Origin of the sequence: Qipengyuania sp. ASV99 (assembly GCF_047872805.1) — a bacterium.
Classification (GTDB): Bacteria; Pseudomonadota; Alphaproteobacteria; order Sphingomonadales; family Sphingomonadaceae; genus Erythrobacter.
Window position 1 is genome coordinate 155,323 of the sequence record NZ_JBLQUK010000005.1, and the last position, 16,700, is coordinate 172,022.

Annotated in this window: 15 protein-coding genes; 3 read left to right on the forward strand and 12 right to left on the reverse strand. The window is 59.6% G+C overall.

The annotated features are described in order from the left end of the window. Positions 1-210: 210 nt before the first annotated feature. Complete coding sequence (locus ACM64M_RS08260; RefSeq protein ID WP_416228203.1) at positions 211-3,237, forward strand: VIT domain-containing protein; 3,027 nt, start codon at positions 211-213, stop codon at positions 3,235-3,237. Between the two features lie 27 nt (positions 3,238-3,264). Here the strand turns inward: ACM64M_RS08260 and ACM64M_RS08265 are convergent, their stop codons facing one another. The 12 genes from ACM64M_RS08265 to ACM64M_RS08320 all read right to left on the reverse strand — a co-directional run bounded on the left by ACM64M_RS08265 (position 3,265) and on the right by ACM64M_RS08320 (position 15,617). Beyond that, positions 3,265-4,461, reverse strand: coding sequence for an ABC transporter permease (locus tag ACM64M_RS08265; RefSeq protein WP_416228204.1), 1,197 nt, complete (start codon positions 4,459-4,461; stop codon positions 3,265-3,267). Next, positions 4,461-5,204, reverse strand: coding sequence for an ABC transporter ATP-binding protein (locus ACM64M_RS08270; protein WP_416228205.1), 744 nt, complete (start codon positions 5,202-5,204; stop codon positions 4,461-4,463). The genes ACM64M_RS08265 and ACM64M_RS08270 overlap by 1 nt, the downstream gene beginning before the upstream one ends. Further along, complete coding sequence (locus ACM64M_RS08275) at positions 5,201-6,517, reverse strand: efflux RND transporter periplasmic adaptor subunit (protein ID WP_416228206.1); 1,317 nt, start codon at positions 6,515-6,517, stop codon at positions 5,201-5,203. The genes ACM64M_RS08270 and ACM64M_RS08275 overlap by 4 nt, the downstream gene beginning before the upstream one ends. Beyond that, entirely contained in the window at positions 6,514-7,932 is a 1,419-nt protein-coding gene (locus ACM64M_RS08280) for an efflux transporter outer membrane subunit (protein ID WP_416228207.1), read from the reverse strand. The genes ACM64M_RS08275 and ACM64M_RS08280 overlap by 4 nt, the downstream gene beginning before the upstream one ends. Positions 7,933-8,162: 230 nt before the next feature. Then, entirely contained in the window at positions 8,163-8,291 is a 129-nt protein-coding gene (locus ACM64M_RS08285) for a DUF2474 domain-containing protein (RefSeq protein WP_416228208.1), read from the reverse strand. Further along, positions 8,291-9,286, reverse strand: coding sequence for a cytochrome d ubiquinol oxidase subunit II (cydB, locus tag ACM64M_RS08290; protein ID WP_416228209.1), 996 nt, complete (start codon positions 9,284-9,286; stop codon positions 8,291-8,293). The genes ACM64M_RS08285 and cydB overlap by 1 nt, the downstream gene beginning before the upstream one ends. Further along, positions 9,286-10,728 carry a cytochrome ubiquinol oxidase subunit I gene (locus ACM64M_RS08295; RefSeq protein ID WP_416228210.1) on the reverse strand — a complete coding sequence of 481 codons (1,443 nt, stop codon included), beginning with the start codon at positions 10,726-10,728 and terminating at the stop codon, positions 9,286-9,288. The genes cydB and ACM64M_RS08295 overlap by 1 nt, the downstream gene beginning before the upstream one ends. Positions 10,729-10,797: 69 nt before the next feature. Continuing rightward, a complete protein-coding gene (locus ACM64M_RS08300) occupies positions 10,798-12,555 on the reverse strand; it encodes a SulP family inorganic anion transporter (protein ID WP_416228211.1) in 1,758 nt (585 codons plus the stop codon). 24 nt (positions 12,556-12,579) lie between these two features. Beyond that, positions 12,580-13,803: an NAD(P)/FAD-dependent oxidoreductase gene (locus ACM64M_RS08305; RefSeq protein WP_416228212.1), complete on the reverse strand. Its 1,224-nt coding sequence runs from the start codon at positions 13,801-13,803 to the stop codon at positions 12,580-12,582. Between the two features lie 40 nt (positions 13,804-13,843). Beyond that, positions 13,844-14,263, reverse strand: a complete 420-nt coding sequence (locus tag ACM64M_RS08310) for a DUF6691 family protein (RefSeq protein ID WP_416228213.1) — start codon at positions 14,261-14,263, stop codon at positions 13,844-13,846. Beyond that, positions 14,260-14,709: a YeeE/YedE family protein gene (locus ACM64M_RS08315; protein ID WP_416228214.1), complete on the reverse strand. Its 450-nt coding sequence runs from the start codon at positions 14,707-14,709 to the stop codon at positions 14,260-14,262. The genes ACM64M_RS08310 and ACM64M_RS08315 overlap by 4 nt, the downstream gene beginning before the upstream one ends. Beyond that, positions 14,706-15,617, reverse strand: a complete 912-nt coding sequence (locus ACM64M_RS08320) for an MBL fold metallo-hydrolase (protein WP_416228238.1) — start codon at positions 15,615-15,617, stop codon at positions 14,706-14,708. The genes ACM64M_RS08315 and ACM64M_RS08320 overlap by 4 nt, the downstream gene beginning before the upstream one ends. A 94-nt stretch (positions 15,618-15,711) precedes the next feature. On the opposite strand from ACM64M_RS08320, the gene ACM64M_RS08325 reads away from it, so the two are divergent. Beyond that, positions 15,712-16,365, forward strand: a complete 654-nt coding sequence (locus tag ACM64M_RS08325) for a peroxiredoxin (RefSeq protein ID WP_416228215.1) — start codon at positions 15,712-15,714, stop codon at positions 16,363-16,365. Next, positions 16,362-16,697 (forward strand): ArsR/SmtB family transcription factor, encoded by a 336-nt coding sequence (locus ACM64M_RS08330; RefSeq protein WP_416228216.1) that lies wholly within the window; start codon positions 16,362-16,364, stop codon positions 16,695-16,697. Before ACM64M_RS08325 ends, ACM64M_RS08330 begins: the two co-directional genes overlap by 4 nt. The last annotated feature ends 3 nt before the right edge of the window (positions 16,698-16,700 follow it).

Genomic DNA, 16,700 nt, shown 5'->3' on the forward strand with positions numbered 1-16,700 from the left:
GCCCTGCTCAAAGCTGAAAATGTCGTAGGCCAGCGTTGAAGCGCAATTTGATGGGCTGGGGCAAGCCCTTTGAGTGCCAATATTTGCAAGGTCCGTTCGATGACGGACAATTGTGACCGCCACGTCGCTGGACTTGTTCGGATTCCCATCGCAGGTTCAGAATTGCTGCACTAATCCAGTCTGCATAGCGTCTAGCTGAGGGGAATTTCAATGTCGGCATTATTCCGCGCTTTGGCGATCATGACAGCGGCGCTGCTTGCGGCTGGTACACTTGCCGCGCAGTCTAATCCTTTGCTCGCCAACCCGTCTCTAAGGGCGCTCGTCGGCGGCGTCGAAGATGGGTCTGAGCGGGGCGAGATTGTACTCTCCGAACTCACGGTCTCCATCGATCAGCATGGGGCAATGGCCGAGGTTCAAATCGACGCGAGGCTAACCAATCCCACCGACAATGAAATCGAAGCTCGCTTTTCGATGCAATTGCCGCACGGAGCGGTGCTGACCGGATACAGTCTGGATATTGACGGCGTGATGATCCCCGGCAGTCTGATCGATCAGCCGCGGGCGCAGCAGGTTTATGAAGATGAAGTGCGCGGCAATATTGACCCCGGTCTCGCTGAAATTTCACGCAACAACGCGTTTTCGACTCGAATTAATCCGGTCGCCCCCGAGGGCAGCCGCCGCATTTCGCTTTCATTTGTGACCCATGTCTCTGAGGCTGACGGTCTGATAATCCCGCTGAATTCGGTCGGGCCTGTGGGCGTTTTCAGGTTGCAGGCATCGGTCACCGGGGTTGCCTCCGCACCAGTCCTGATTTTGGCTGGTGCCCCGCCGACGGAGTTTCAGCACAGCGGCCGTGACTGGGTGCTGGCAGATTATCGATTGAGCGAAACCCGCTTGGCAGGCGATCTGCAATTGTCGGGCGCCGCCCCCGACCGCAATGCAATGGCGATGCGTCATTCCAACGGACGCACGTTCTTTGCAATCTCCGATCAGATTGCCGCGACGGACCTATCGCTGGCCCCGCCGCAGCGCGTTCGCATCTATTGGGACGTTTCCCGCTCGCGCGCCGATGCTCTGCTGGACGCCGAACGCGCATTGCTTAGCAGCTTTCTGGGCGAATTCGCACCAAGCGATATTGATGTGGTCAGCTTTTCAAGCGGCGCACCGCAATTAGCCCATTTCAGCGGTGGCGAGGCATCGGCGGTTGATGAATTTCTGGCCGCCCGCACCTATCGCGGCGCGACCAGCTTTGCCGGATTGAACGCCATTGCCGCCGCGGATGCTGATCTGTGCTTGATTTTCAGCGATGGCGGCAACTCGCTCGATCCGCAGGTGCGGTTTCAGCCCGATTGCCCGCTGTTCATCGTTGCCAGCGGGCCAAATGTCGATGCAACCCGGATCAGTCGCCTTGCCGATGATACCGCCGGGGCTGCGCTTTATCTTGGCACTGATAATCGGGATCAAACCCTTGCACAGATGCGGAAATTGCCAGTGGGGGTGACTTCCATCCGCGATGCAAGCGGTCAGCGTTTGAGCTACCGCACGCTCCCCGCCGGAGAAGGGCAATGGAGCGTTGTGGGAGAATTGGGCGACGAGCACACCATTAACGTCCACCTTTCCGGGACAAATCGCCGCGAGCGGCGCAAGGCATATACTATTAATCCGGCGCACACCGTACGCGGCGATGCCGCTGGAGCGCTCTGGGCGGCGCAGGAAGTAGAGCGCCTGTCCGATGATCCATCCGACCGCGAAAAGATGCAGGCGCTTTCGCAGAGCTTTCAGGTGGCCAGCCCGACCATGGCGTTTCTAGTGTTGGAGCGGCCAGATCAATATGTCTCCGCCGAAATCGCCCCGCCCGATGGCTTTGGCGAGGAATGGCGGCGGCAATATCGTACGGCCAAGGCGGAACACGATCGGGCAAGCAAATCCGAACGCGAGGAACGGCTGGCCTATGTGGTGCGCGAATGGGAGCAAACGCGCCAATGGTGGTCTGCAAAATACGATCAAGCCGCGGCCATGCGCACTGTTGATGCCGCGCCCGGCGCTACCGATCTGGATGCGGAAGCAGAAATCGCCTTTGAGCCTCCACCCCCGACGGCAATGATGTTGCGCGAAGACGCTGGCCCTGCACCGAATGAGGCAGCATTTGCAGATGATGAAGTCATTGTCGTCACCGCCTCTCGCCGTGAAGAAATTGACCAATACGCATCGGCAGACATTGCCGCTTCCGCGCTCGACAGATCTGCGCCAGAGGCTGCTGTTAGAAATGACAGCGCGATTGCCGTGCAGGTCGATCTCGCCAGTGTCTTGAACGAACGCCCTTATCTCAGCGCGCTTGATCTGGCCGATGCTCGCGAGCGTTTGCCAGTGTTGGCGACGCAGGAACAGGCGTATGGCAGTCTACCCGGCTTCTACTTCGATGTGGCTGAATGGTTCAGGTTGAAAGGAGACGCGGCGCTCGCACGGCAATTGCTGCTTTCAGCGCTGGATCTTTCAACCAGCGACGATGAGACGTTGCTGATTGTCGCGTTTCGGTTGGAGCGGGACGGAGATCACGACACCGCCGTGCAATTGCTCGAAGCACTCGCATCGCGGATCGACTATCGACCGCAGCCCAAGCGTATCCTTGCGCTTGCTTTGGCAGCACGCGCAAGGGGCGCGTCCGGGGATGCACGTCGCAGCGATCTGGAGCGGGCCTTTCGGTTGCTGGCCGAAGTCGTGCTCGACCCCGCAGATGATCGCTATGCCGGATTGGAGACAGTCGCGTTGATGGAGCTCAATGCGCTGATCCCGCTAATCGAAGCGGTAGGAGGAACTTGGGCGCTGGATGAACGGCTGATTGCGCGGCTCGATGTCGATATCAGAGTTGTGGTCGAATGGACCAGTCCAGACGCCGATCTAGATCTGTGGGTCAGGGAGCCTTCGGGCGAGCAGGCGTCCTATAGCAATCCGCGCACCGCATTGGGTGGAAAACTTTCCAACGACATGACCGATGGCTATGGGCCAGAAGAATATGTGCTGAGAAACGCCTATCCCGGCAGCTACCAAGTCCGGGTGCAAGGCTTTAGCGGCGACCGGATCAATCCTAATGGTCCCGGCCGGGCGATGGTGCGGCTGATCCGGGCATTCGCGCGTGATGGCCAATCCGAGCAATTGATCGATGCCGAAATTGGCTTTGACCGGTCGAACCCGAGTGAGAATGACCGCGTGGTGGCGACCATTCAGGTTGCTGAATAAGACCCGGCATCGCCGCTGCGGCCCGCGCTATTCGTGGCGCAGTGCGTCAATCGGGTCGAGCTGAGAGGCGCGGCGCGCGGGGTAATATCCGAACACGATGCCCATCGCCGAGGCGAACAGAAAGCTCATGATGTTGATCGCAGGGTCAAACACGAAAGGCACGTCGATCGCTCCCGCCAGTGACACCGAAGCCGCAAACGCCAGAAGCAAGCCGGCGATTCCCCCCAAAGCGCACAGCACCACCGCTTCGGTCAGGAATTGCAGCCGCACCTCACGCGCCAAGGCGCCGATTGCCAGCCGGATGCCGATTTCGCGGGTGCGCTCGGTGACGGAGACAAGCATGATGTTCATTATCCCGATCCCCCCAACTAGCAGACTTATTGAAGCGATTACCGCCACCATTGCAGTCAATGCCCCAGTGACCGCGCCCAGCGCATCGTTCACCTGGGCGGTGTCGATAACGTTGAAATCATTGGCTTCGGCCACTTGCAACAACCGGCGTTCGCGCAACAGGGCAACCAACGATTCTTGAATGACCGAAGACGAATAGGCACTGTCGTATTTGAGCACGAAATAGTCGAGATTCTCGCTCCCGCGGAAACGTCGCTGAACGGTCTTTAACGGCATGATTACAGTGTCATCATCATCCGCGCCGCCCCCGCCCTGTCCGCGTTCCTCCAGCACACCGATGACAGTGCAGGAGACCTCGCCAAGCCGCATAATTTCACCAACCGGGCTTGCGTCGGGCAAAAAGATAGCATCGCGCACCTTGGGGCCTAACAAGCACACATTCTTTCCAGCGACTTCCTCGTCGCTGGTGAACGTGCGCCCTTCGGTGATTTCTATGGACTGCGCCTGAAGAAAGCTGCGGTTTGCGCCGCTCACTGTCGTGTCCCAGTCCTGACCGTTGTAAAATGCTGTGGCATTTGCGCTTACGGTACCGGCAGCGACTTCGACACCGGCGATCTGCTGCGCAACTGAATCGACGTCATCCTGATCGAAGGGGCGCACTGTGCCGCGATCGGTTCGGACTGGGAACACGATGAAATTGCTAGCCCCCAGTGATGAAATCTCTTCCTGCACCGACGCTGTGACCCCGTTGCCCAGCGTGACCATCGTCACCACTGCCGCAACGCCGATAATAATACCCAATGTCGTGAGGATCGACCGCAGCAAATGTCGGCGAATCTCGCGCAGGGCGAGCAGCAGTGTAGCCCCGAACATCAGCGAGTGTCCTCCATCCGGCGCGCGCCCGCTTCGGTGCGGTCAACCAAGCCGTCACGGAAATGGACAATCGTCTTGGCAAAGGAAGCCATTTCTTCCTCATGTGTCACCATGATAATGGTGATGCCATCATCGTTAAGTTTGCCAAGCAGTTCCATGATCTCGACCGAGCGTTCGCTGTCGAGGTTGCCAGTGGGTTCATCGGCAAGCAGAACGTTGGGGCCGGAAACCAGCGCCCGGGCAATCGCAACCCTTTGTTGCTGCCCGCCAGAAAGCTCTGATGGTGTGTGCGACGCCCACGGGGCCAGCCCAACCTGATCGAGCGCATGCATCGCCGCCTCGCGCCGCAGAGATTTCTTCTCCCCGCGATAGAGCAGCGGCAATTCCACATTCTCCAGCGCCGTGGTGCGCGACAGCAGATTGAAGCCCTGAAACACAAATCCTAGATAACGACGACGGAGCAGACTGCGCTGGTCGCGGTTCAGCGCCTGGACTTCGACCCCGCGAAACCGGAAGATTCCGGCGGTGGGCACATCAAGGCAGCCAAGGATATTCATCGTCGTTGACTTGCCAGAACCAGACGGGCCCATGATCGCCACGAACTGTCCGCGTTCAATCGTCATATCGACACCTTTCAGCGCCTGAAACGCCGCTGGGCCGGTGCCAAAGACCTTGGTGATCCCTTCAAGCTCGATTAGCGGTCTTTCGCTTTGGGCCTGATCGCTCCGGGAGTGGTCGTTCATCCGCCTTGCGCCTCAACCCCGGTAACGACCTTCATGCCCGCTTCCAGCTCGTCCGACTGAACTGCAGTGCGCCGCCCGTCGCTTTGACCGGTGACCACATTGATCGCGCGCAGCGTTCCGTCTGATTGAAGCACCTGTACCTGCTGACGGGACCCCGCGCCAATGCCTGCTTCCTGGGCCTGTTCTTCCAGCCCGACGCTGACCGATAGCACACCCCCTTCGCTTTCCTCTTGCTGGTCCACGCGAAAACGCAAGGCGGCATTGGGGACCAGCAAGACCTTGCCGGTGGATTGGGTGGCAATGGTTGCGGTGGCGGTCATTCCTGGGCGCAGCAGGCCTTTGGCGTTTTGCACGGCCAGACGCGCCTCATAGCTCACCACAGACCCACCTGCAGCTGCCGCAGCGGCAGAGCCTGTCTGGCTTTCAACTGTATTGCCAGAGGCGAGATCAACCCGCTGAACTTTCGCGGGAAAGCGGCGTCCGGGATAGGCGTCGACGGTGAATGTTGCGTCTTGCCCGGCCTCGACTTGTCCGACGTCGGCCTCATCAATCGACACCCTGAGCTGCATTTCGGCCAAGTCTTCGGCAATCACGAACAAGGTGACAGTGTTGAAGCTGGCGACAACCGTCTGTCCCGGCTCGATTTGCCGGGCCAGCACGACCCCGGTGACCGGTGCCCGGATGACGGCGCGGCTGCGGGTGGTCGAATTCGCCCGCAAGGTCGCCTGTGCGGCCTCGATATTCGCGCGGGCGGCAGCCACCGCTGCCCGGTCCCGCGCCACCGCTGCTTCGGCCTGTTCAAGCTCAATTTGTGAAGGCACTCGGCCGCCGGAAAGCTCACGCACTTCTCTCAGCCGTGCAAGCTGCGCAGTATCGACGTCGAGCGTCGCCTGTGACTGCAAGAGGCTGGCGCGGGCCGCGTTGAGATTAGCCTGCGACTGCGCAATCTGCTGATCGATGATTTCGGTGTTGATGATCGCAATCACCTGCCCGCGCGTCACCCGGTCGTTGACATCCACCAACACCTGTTCGACCGGTCCGTTGACTTCGGAACCAACGGTGACTTGATTGGTCGGGCGCAGATTGCCGGTTGCCGTTACGGTAAGTTCGAGCGCCCCCTCCGCGACATCCTGCGTGATATAGGTGCGATCCTCGTTCCCCGACGAACACATCGCAACAGCGAGAACCAACGCAAGGATAATCAACCCGGGCAACCAGAATTTCATCCATCGACGCCAGCGCGGCTGGGGTTTCTCTCCCAGAAATTCCTCAACCTCTGCGGCTGGGGCAGAAATGTCAGGTGCGGTGTTCATTGCCCATTGTTTCCTGTTTCATTCGCAGAGCTTATTGGCGCGGCGATTTCGGGACCAGCGCCTGCTGTTGCCTGCCAGCCTCCGCCCATTGCCCGAGCAAGCCTGACATATGCCGAGGCGCGCGCCGCTTCGGCCGTCACCTGTGCAGTGCGTGCGCTCAGCAATTGGTTTTCCACGCTCAGCAAGACCTGGAAATCAATCAAGCCAGCCTGATACTGGCTGCGCGCAAGAATGGCTGCGCCGCGCGCGCCGTCACTTGCCTCGATCAAGGCGGCAACCCGGCGTCCACTCGCGGCGAGATCGACGGAAGCGGTTTCAACATCTTCTAGCGCTATCAGGATTGACTGCCGCCATGCCGCCAGCGACCCGTCTGCAATCGCCTCTGACGCGTCAATTTGTGCGCGGGTGCGGCCTCCATCGAACAGCAGTTGAGACACGCTGGCCAGCACATTGCCGGTAACAATATCCAACAAATCATCCACACTAAATGCGCTGCTGCCAATCGACCCGCTCAGCCGAACCAACGGGTAAAGTTGCGCGCGCGCGACACCGGCCCTTTCAAGATCCGCCGCAAGCTGCGCCTCGGCTGCGGCGACATCGGGCCGCATTCGCAGTGTTTCTGCTGGCACCCCAAGCGCGATGGCTTGTGGAGGTGCTGGGACTGCGCGAGGGTCGGCGATCAACGTGCGATAGACCGCCCCCGGCGGCTCTCCGATCAAGGTCGAAATGGCGTTTGCCGTGGCCACCAGATCGCTTTCCAGTTGAGGGATTGATGCTGCCGTTTGCGCCCGCTGGGTTCGCGCTTGTTCGACATCAAGGCTGGAGACGAGGCCTGCCTGCGCGCGCCACTGCGCGATCAGGAGATTGTCATCTTGATTCGCCAGCGAGGCTCTCGCAATATCAAGCTGCGCAGCGATCGAACGCGCGGTGATCGTTTGCACCGCCACATTGGCTGCGATCACCCGCTCAACATCGGCAGCGGTGTAACCCGCCGCCACGAGATCCGCGCGCGAGGCGGCGATTGATCCACTGATCCGCCCGAACAGATCGGTTTCCCACGCCACATCGCCGGAGACAGAGAACTGGAATTCATCCGCCGAAAAATCGCCAAAATCGCGGCCAATGCCTGCGCCTGCGGTGGCATTAGGAAGGCGCGCAGCGCGGGCCTCTCGAAGACCCGCTTCGGCAATCCGCAGACGTGCAATCGCCTGAGCAATATCGAAATTGTTAGCCTTCGCGCGCGCCACGAAATCGTCAATCAACGGATCGCCCAGTGACGACCAATATGCGCCCAGATCAACAGCCGCAACCTCGCCCGGCGGAATTGACCAGCGTTCGGGAACAGGCAGCGCTTGTTCGAGCGAAGGCACATCGACCCTTGGCAAGGCGCAGCCTTGAATAAGAAGAAGCAGCACCAGCAATGCGGCAGCCTTAGCAGGAATGCCCGTCTGGCCGCGGCAAACTGTGCCATTGTACATCCGCGAGCGACCCCCAAGCTGCTGAATCATTTCTCTTTGAGCCATGAAAATGGCAGGCATTAACCGTTATACAACCCCGCTATTCTCAGGATCAACATTCGTCGTCGGATCCTATGCCACCTTTGACGATTGCTGTGTCAGCAAAAACGGGCTGCCCGCCAAACGCGTCACGCCTTCAGCCAGAACCGGATGACCATTGCCACGATGCCAAGCAGCGTAACGCTCGCCAGCCAAATGCCCGCCATCCATGCGAGCCGTTTCCATAGCGGCGATTGATCGGCTGGCTGGTCGGGCATCAGTGATAGCCCTCTTCACCGACCTTGCCGCGAAACACCCAATATGCCCATGCGGTATATCCGATAATGAGCGGCATGGTAATCGCCACCCCGACCAGCATGAAGATCTGGCTTTTTTCAGGCGCTGCTGCATCCCAGATGGTGATGCCGGGCGGGACGACATAGGGCCACATCGTCACCCCAAGTCCAGCCATGCCAAACAGGAATAGCGCCACCGCCAACCAGAACGGCGCGCTGTTCCCGGCCCGCCTGATGGCAAAAATCAGGCCCAACGCGATCCCGCCAGTGAGAACCGGTACGGGCGCAGCATAAAATATCTCCGGCGCGGTCAGCCAGCGAGCGGCATAATCCGCGTTCAGAAAGATGTTGTAGAGACTGACCGCACCCATCAGCATGATGGTTGCAATGGCCGCACGCAGCGCCAGCCATCGCACGTGATCTTGCACCCCGCCGTCAAGTTTCCAGATCAGCCAAGTGCTCCCCAGCAGCGCATAGCCCGCGACCGTGCCCAGCCCGGTGAGCAAGGTGTAAGGCGTCAACCAATCCCACCAGCTGCCGCTATAGGCGCGGCCGGTGACTTCGATCCCTTGCAGCAGTGCGCCTAGGATCATCCCTTGGCTCAGCGCAGCAATCAGCGACCCGGCGAAAAACGCCGTGTCCCAGAACCGCCGATGCCCCGGATCGCGCCAACGATATTCAAACGCGACCCCGCGAAACACCAGGCCAAGCAGCATGGCAATCATCAGCGGATAGGTCGCAGGCAGGATCACGGCATAGGCCAAGGGAAACGCTGCAAACAATCCGCCCCCGCCGAGCACCAGCCATGTCTCATTGCCGTCCCATACGGGTGCGATAGAATTCATTGCGCGGTTGCGGCCTTGTCCCACTTGCAGGGTCGGAAACAAGATGCCGATGCCAAGGTCAAATCCGTCCATGACAACATAGGCAAAGACCGCGAAGGCAATGATGAATGCCCAGATGACTGTCAGGTCCATCAACTCTCCTCCTCAGCGTCGGCAAATCCGCCTTCAGCGCCCAGGTTCTGGGCTGGACCCGGAGTGATTCCCGCGCTTCGGATCGGGCCGGTTTCGTCGTGCTGCGCGCCAATATCTGCGGTTTGAGGGGGCTTGGTCATCAACCTCAGGATATACCACACCCCGACCCCGAACACGGTGAAATAGACCAATATAAAAGCCAGTAATGACACTGCGACCGCTGGCGCATCGAGCGGGCTGGCCGCATCGGCGGTGCGCAGCAGGCCATATATGACATATGGCTGGCGTCCGACTTCGGTGGTGATCCATCCGGCCAGCACTGCGGCAAATCCGCTTGGGGCCATGACGAGCGCCGCGCGGTGGAGCCACGGAGCATCGTAAAGCCGCCCGCGTATCCGCGCGTAAAGGCTCCATAACCCGATGCCGAGCATGGCAAAACCAATCCCAACCATGATCCGGAACGACCAGAACACCATGCCAACCGGCGGCTCTTTATCGTCAGGGATTGTGTCCAGCCCCGCCAGCGGCGCCTCCAGATCATGTTTCAGGATCAGCGAGGAGAGCTGCGGTATCTCGATCGCATAGCGCACGGTCTTGCTCTCACTGTCTGGAATACCGAACAGGATCAGCGGCGCGCCATCAGGGTGACTGTCATAGTGCCCCTCCATCGCCATGACTTTGGCGGGTTGATGCTCCAAGGTGTTGAGCCCGTGCAAGTCGCCTGCAAATATCTGCAAAGGTGTGACCAGCGCCGCCATCCACATGGCCATTGAAAACATCGTGCGCGCATGTTGGTTGCTGCGATCTTTGAGCAAGTGCCATGCGCCAACCCCGCCAACCACAAATGCGGTGGTGAGATAGGCCGCCATCACCGTATGCACCAAACGGTAGGGAAAGCTGGGGTTGAACACGATATCCCACCAGCTGTCACCGGGCAGGAATTGCCCGTTCTCACCCATCACATGCCCCACCGGGGTTTGCATCCAGCTGTTGACTGACAATATCCAAAATGCGGAAACAAACGTGCCGAGCGCCACCATCAATGTGGCGGTAAAGTGCAGTTTCTTGCCGACCTTGCTCATACCGAACAGCATGACGCCAAGGAAACCGGCCTCAAGGAAGAAAGCAGTCAGCACTTCATACGCCATCAGCGGACCAATCACCGGCCCCGCGACATCAGAGAACACCGACCAATTGGTGCCGAACTGGTAACTCATCACGATGCCCGACACGACGCCCATGGCAAAGGCGATGGCGAAAATCTTGATCCAGTATTTGAACAGGTCGAGATAGACCTGTTTCCCCGTCTTGAGCCACAAACCTTCGAGCACGGCGAGATAACTGGCCAGCCCGATTGAGAACGCCGGAAAGAAAAAATGGAAGCTGACCGTGAAGGCGAACTGGATGCGAGCCAGCAGCAGAGCGTCAAATTGATCGAACATCTCGGCTCCTTAACACTGCGACCAGTTCACGGGACATGCAAATATTGCAACACATATGCGCATAGACCTTCAGATCAACCCGCGCGCCAGATATTGATCGGCGGGCGGGGGCGGCTCGCCCGTGTCATTTAGCAGTTCGGCAAAGGCGCGGTCCTGTGACAGGAACACTTTGCCGTTCAGCTCCTCGGCAAAATGAGTGCGATTGAGCCGGTCCATGACCGGGCCTTTGACCTCCGATAGATGCAACCCGATCCCGCCATCGCCCAAACGGTGATTGATGGCCTCAAGACTTTCCAGACCCGAGGCATCGATTGCGTTCACCGCGCTGCACATCAGGATGACGTGCCGCACCTCTGGCCTGGCTGCGACCTGTTCCAGCACATATTCCTCCAGCCAACGCGCATTGAGATAGGTCAGCGATTCGTCGATGCGGATCGAGACGACATGCGGAACGGTAAAGACCTTGTGCCGGTCGATATTGCGGAAATGCTCTGTTTCGGGCACCCGCCCAACGATTGCGGCATGTGGGCGGCTGGCCCGCCACAGATAGAGCAACAATCCGGCGCTGATCCCGGCGATCACGCCCAGTTCCACACCTGCAATCAACGTCGCCATAATGGTGACAAGATGCGCGGCAAAATCGGCTTTTGAATAACGCCACAGCCGGCCCGGCGTTTTCAGATCAACCAGGCTCAGCACTGCAACAATTATGGTCGCCGCGAGCGTTGCAATCGGCAGGCTGAACAGCAGTGGGGTGAGAAACAATGAAGCCAGCGCTATCCCGCCCGCAGTGAACGCTCCGGCGGCGGGGGTCTGCGCCCCTGCATCGAAATTCACCGCAGAACGCGCGAAACCCCCGGTTACCGGATAACCCCCGGAAAGCGCGGCGGCGATGTTGGATGCGCCCAGCCCGATCAGCTCCTGATCCGGAGAAATTCGCTGGCGACGCTTGGCGGCCAGCGTCTGCGCCACCGATACGCTTTCAACATAGCCAATGATGGAAATGAGCAACGCGGGAACCCACAGCTTCTCGATCAGCGCAAGATCGGTCGATGGCATGGCAAAGGGCGGCAAACCTTGAGGTATCGCACCGACCACCCGCACCCCTTTGTCGCCAAGATCAAAAGCAATCACCACCGCTATAGTCAAAGCAACCGCCGCGACGGGTCCGGCCTTTGCGAGCATGTCCGCAGCACGGCCGGGCAGGCCCAGACGCTGCAATGCGGGTTTGCCCCCTTTGCGCACCCAGAACAGAAACAACATCGCCGGAGTGCCTATCGCCATCGTCCAAGGGTTTGCCTCAAAGACTGCGATGGCCAGCGAGCCGAGCATTTCCGGCCAATTGTCGCCGCCTGCGTCAATCCCCAGGATATGCTTGATTTGGCTGGTGGCGATCAAAATTCCTGAGGCGGTTATAAACCCGCTGATAACCGGGTGCGACAGCAGGTTAGCGAGAAACCCGGCGCGAAGCAGCCCAAGCACCGCAAGCATGATCCCCGACAAAAACGCCAGCGTAATCGCCGCTTCGAGATAGGCGGCGCTCCCTTGACCTGCGACCGCCCCAGCGGCTGAAGCAGTCATCAAAGATACCACTGCAACCGGTCCGACAGCCAAGGTCCGGCTCGTCCCGAAAATTGCGTAAAGCACAAGCGGCAAGATCGAGGCATAGAGACCAACCACCGGCGGAAGGCCCGCGAGCAAAGCGTAGGCAAGGCTTTGCGGGATCAGCATGATGGTGACAATAATCGCCGCCATCAGATCGCTGGTCAGCACTGACCGATCATAGGTCCGACCCCATTCGAGGACAGGAAAATAGCGCGATAGCATTTGCCAATTGCCCTTTCGCCCGCGCTATTGCGCGACCATATTGCCGGGCGCAGCAAGCCATTCGCGGCCCTTGAGCATTCCGTTCCAGTAAATCCACGGTAGCGCGTCGGCCTTGAGCATCCATGACAGGCGTTGAGGCCGGGTGCCGTCGATAATCCAGTCCGGAAAGCTCGGCATCAGCTTTCCGCCATAGCCAAATTCGGCCAGCACAATCTTGCCGCGCTCCACCGTGAGCGGGCAGGAACCATAGCCGTCATAGCCTGCTCTCGGCCCATGCCCGGCAAGCTGCTGCAACAGATTGACCGCCACCACGGGGGCCTGTTTGCGCGCGGCGGCCATGGTTTTGGCATTGGGCATCGAACCAGCATCGCCAAGGCCAAAGACATTGGGATAGCGTACGTGCTGTAACGTGTGCGGATCGACATCGGTAAAGCCGCTCTCCGCCGCCAGCGGGCTGTCTGCGAGAAATTGCGGGGCGACCTGCGGCGGCACGACATGCAGCATGTCGAAATCGCGCGTCACCTCGCCTTCACTGGTCGCAAACGTCGCCTGCCGGGCCGCTCCATCAACCGCGATCAGATTGCTGCCAAATTGCGTGTCGATGGCGTATTTATCAATATATTCCGATAGCGCAGGGACATAATCCGCGACCCCAAACAATACCCCGCCGGCGTTATGAAATTCGACTTCAATCTGGCCAAGGACATCGCTGCGAAGCCAATGATCACACGACAGATACATCGCCTTTTGCGGCGCACCGGCGCATTTGATCGGCATCGGCGGCTGGGTGAATATTGCGCGCCCGCGCTTTGTCTGTTGGACCAGTTCCCAGGTGTAAGGCGCCAGATCATAACGATAATTAGAGGTCACGCCGTGCTGCCCTAGCGTCCCTTCAAGCCCCGTGATTTGCTCCCAAGCCAGCCGAATGCCCGGCGCTACCACCAACGCTTCATAACGCACCTCCGTGCCATCGGTGAGTGTGACCTGATTATCATCGGGCTGAAAACTGGCCGCCGCCTGTTTGATCCACGTGACCCCCTTGGGCATGACGCTGGCTTCGCTCCGCACGGTCACCTTGGCATCAAAGACCCCGCCGCCGACCATGGTCCAGCCCGGCTGATAGGCGTGCGTTTCGGCTGGATCGATCACCGCAATATCGAGGTCTGGTCGGCGCTTTAGCAGCGATGCGGCAGACGCTATTCCCGCGGACCCACCCCCGACGACTACGACTGTATGCAGTAAGGTCATGCATTTGCTCCGGAATTGGGCGCTGTTGGGCAGAGGTTCACTATCGTGCGTCCTCGGTCAGCCGGGCGAGCGCCATTCCCGCCAGCATAGCGGCGGTGAAAATGGCCGCAGAAATGGGTTCAATCACCAGCGCGGCAATGCCGGGGCCGGGACACAGACCCGCAATCCCCCAACCGATCCCGAATAATGCCGCGCCGCCAATCAGACGCGGCGTGAGATCGCTGCGCGTGGGGAACGAAAACGTATCCGCAAACAATGGCCGCGCAAGACGCGGCTGCAATTGCCATGCTACAACCATGACAAGCACTGCACCGCCCATGACAAACGCTAGAGTCGGATCCCAATTGCCCAACAGGTCGAGAAAGCCGCGCACTCGCGCCGGGTCGGTCATGCCGCCCAATGCCAGCCCGGCCCCAAACAATATCCCGGAGATGAGAATCGGCAGGTTGCGCAGGTTCATGGCAGCACCTCCTGCCCCAGTGCGTTCATGACCGCGACAGTCACGATCCCGGTTGTCATGAACACCGCAGTTGCAGCCAGCGAACGCGGCGAAAACCGGCTCATCCCGCAAACGCCGTGGCCGCTGGTGCAGCCGCTGCCTATCCTAGTGCCCGCGCCGACCAGCAATCCCGCGATGACAAGCACCAGCGGATTGGCAAAGCTGGGCTGAACAGTCCCACCTGCCGCCATCACTATTGCCGCGCCGAGCGGCAGACCGAGCAGAAACAGCCATGCCGACAGCTTCGGTAGGCTGCTATCGCCAATCCCGATCGCCCTTGCAGCGATACCGGAAACGCCCGCGATGCGCCCGGCCCCCAGCAACATCAATGCCGCTGCCAGACCAATCAGGACTCCGCCGCCAAGACCGGCAAGCGGGGCGGCATTTGGATAGCCGGAGAGCATCATACAGCATTCACCGGGATCTTGATGTAGCTGACGCCATTATCCTCTGGCTCAGGCAGCCGCCCGCCGCGAATGTTCACTTGCACCGAAGGCAATATAAGATCGGGCATCGCCAAGGTCGCGTCGCGTGCGGTCCGCATCTCAACAAATTCGTCTTCGGTTACTCCGTCGCGGACATGGACATTGCCGTCGCGCTGCTGCCTGACGGTCGTTTCCCAGGCATAATCGTCACGCCCCGGCGCCTTGTAATCATGGCACAGAAACAGCCGCGTCGCATCGGGCAGCGACAGCAAGCGCCTGATCGAGCGAAACAACTGACGGGCATCGCCGCCAGGAAAGTCGGCCCGCGCGGTTCCAAAATCAGGCATGAATATCGTGTCGCCGACAAAGGCCGCATCGCCGATGATGAACGCCATGTCGGCAGGCGTGTGGCCGGGGACATGCAGCGCGATCGCGCTCAAACGGCCAAGCGCGAACTCCTCCCCGTCGCCGAACAAATGATCAAATTGCGACCCGTCGCGTTCAAATTCAGTGCCAGCATTGAAGAGTTTGCCAAACACGTCTTGCACGCGCGTAATCTCGCGGCCGATCGCCAGTTTGCCGCCTAGCTTTGCCTGAAGATAGGGCGCGGCGGAAATGTGGTCGGCATGAGCATGCGTTTCGATCAGCCACATCACTTTCAGATTATGCGAAGACACGTATTCGATAATGCGGTCCGCTGATCCATGGGACGTCCGCCCCGATGCAGCCTCGTAATCGAGGACCGAATCGATAACCGCCGCCTCAAGCGTCGCCGGGTCGTGAACGACATAGCTGATCGTATAGGTTGCCTCGTCAAAAAAACCGGCAACTGAGGGGCGCAAAGCCTTGTTCTGCTGGGCATTGGCAATCTGGCTGGACGCCTTTTGCAAGGCCGTATCGGTCTGAACCACGTCATTGCTCCATTTATTTACATTAATTATGTATATGTATTGCAATTAATGTGTCAAGAGCTATAAGCGTCCTATGGACACAGAAATTACGACACAGGCGCGCGCCGGCCTGCGGATTGGCGACACGCTCCCCGATTTTGAAGCCCGCAGCACCATAGGACCGGTCAAGCTGTCTGCCTTTCGCGGCCGCTGGCTGATCCTGTTTTCGCATCCCGCGGATTTCACCCCGGTATGCACCACAGAGTTCGTCGAACTATCCAGCCAAGCGGATGAATTCGAAAGGCGTGACTGCGCGCTCATGGCCTTGTCGGTCGACAGCCTGTTTTCGCACTTCGCCTGGCTGAGGCTGATCAGGGACCGGTTTGGTATCGAAGTGCGCTTTCCGATTGTAGAGGACCCAACGCTGGTCATAGGCCGGGCCTTTGGCATGGTCGCGCCCCAGGATAATGACAGCGCGGCAGTGCGCACAACATTCTTTGTTGACCCTACAGGCGTGATCCGGGCGATGACCTGCTATCCGGCCAGTGTCGGGCGCTCGATCCCCGAAATGCTGCGCATGCTCGATGCGCTCATGGCGATTGACGAGAGCGGCGGGCTGGCTCCTGCCAATTGGCAGGTTGGCGCGCCGCTGCTGCGGGCCCCGACGAACGACCTCGACGAAGTCTATGGCGCGTCAGAGGAAACCGGGTGGTTCCTGCGCGATATGCCGGGCGGTCGCAAACAATGAGCGAGGCGGCGATCAAAGAGTTGAAAGCCATGGCGCATCCGCTGCGGTATCGTATTTTAGAACAATTGCGCGGCGGAGAGTTGAACGTGGGCGAAATCGAGGAGTGTTCGGGCATCGGGCAGCCGGCGCTCTCGCAGCAACTCGCGATCCTGCGCAAAGCGGGGCTGGTCTATACGCGCAAGGATGCGAAGCTGGTCTATTACCGCCTCGATAGAGACCGGCTAACCCAGCTTGGCGGATTAATCGGCAAATTGGTTCCCAGCGGTGATGCCCCCGCTGAACCCAAACGCCAGCCGTCCCCGGGAGCCGCCAACTTTGCGCGCCTGTCCTGAATA

Coding starts and splice junctions, on each gene's coding strand:
- ACM64M_RS08315 (WP_416228214.1), bottom strand. CDS start 14,709: ATGATGCTCTCCGGCTATCCAAATGCCGCCCCGCTTGCCGGTCTTGGC.
- ACM64M_RS08275 (WP_416228206.1), bottom strand. CDS start 6,517: ATGAACACCGCACCTGACATTTCTGCCCCAGCCGCAGAGGTTGAGGAA.
- ACM64M_RS08260 (WP_416228203.1), top strand. CDS start 211: ATGTCGGCATTATTCCGCGCTTTGGCGATCATGACAGCGGCGCTGCTT.
- ACM64M_RS08265 (WP_416228204.1), bottom strand. CDS start 4,461: ATGTTCGGGGCTACACTGCTGCTCGCCCTGCGCGAGATTCGCCGACAT.
- ACM64M_RS08305 (WP_416228212.1), bottom strand. CDS start 13,803: ATGACCTTACTGCATACAGTCGTAGTCGTCGGGGGTGGGTCCGCGGGA.
- ACM64M_RS08310 (WP_416228213.1), bottom strand. CDS start 14,263: ATGAACCTGCGCAACCTGCCGATTCTCATCTCCGGGATATTGTTTGGG.
- ACM64M_RS08295 (WP_416228210.1), bottom strand. CDS start 10,728: ATGTTCGATCAATTTGACGCTCTGCTGCTGGCTCGCATCCAGTTCGCC.
- cydB (WP_416228209.1), bottom strand. CDS start 9,286: ATGGACCTGACAGTCATCTGGGCATTCATCATTGCCTTCGCGGTCTTT.
- ACM64M_RS08330 (WP_416228216.1), top strand. CDS start 16,362: ATGAGCGAGGCGGCGATCAAAGAGTTGAAAGCCATGGCGCATCCGCTG.
- ACM64M_RS08270 (WP_416228205.1), bottom strand. CDS start 5,204: ATGAACGACCACTCCCGGAGCGATCAGGCCCAAAGCGAAAGACCGCTA.
- ACM64M_RS08285 (WP_416228208.1), bottom strand. CDS start 8,291: ATGCCCGACCAGCCAGCCGATCAATCGCCGCTATGGAAACGGCTCGCA.
- ACM64M_RS08300 (WP_416228211.1), bottom strand. CDS start 12,555: ATGCTATCGCGCTATTTTCCTGTCCTCGAATGGGGTCGGACCTATGAT.
- ACM64M_RS08325 (WP_416228215.1), top strand. CDS start 15,712: ATGGACACAGAAATTACGACACAGGCGCGCGCCGGCCTGCGGATTGGC.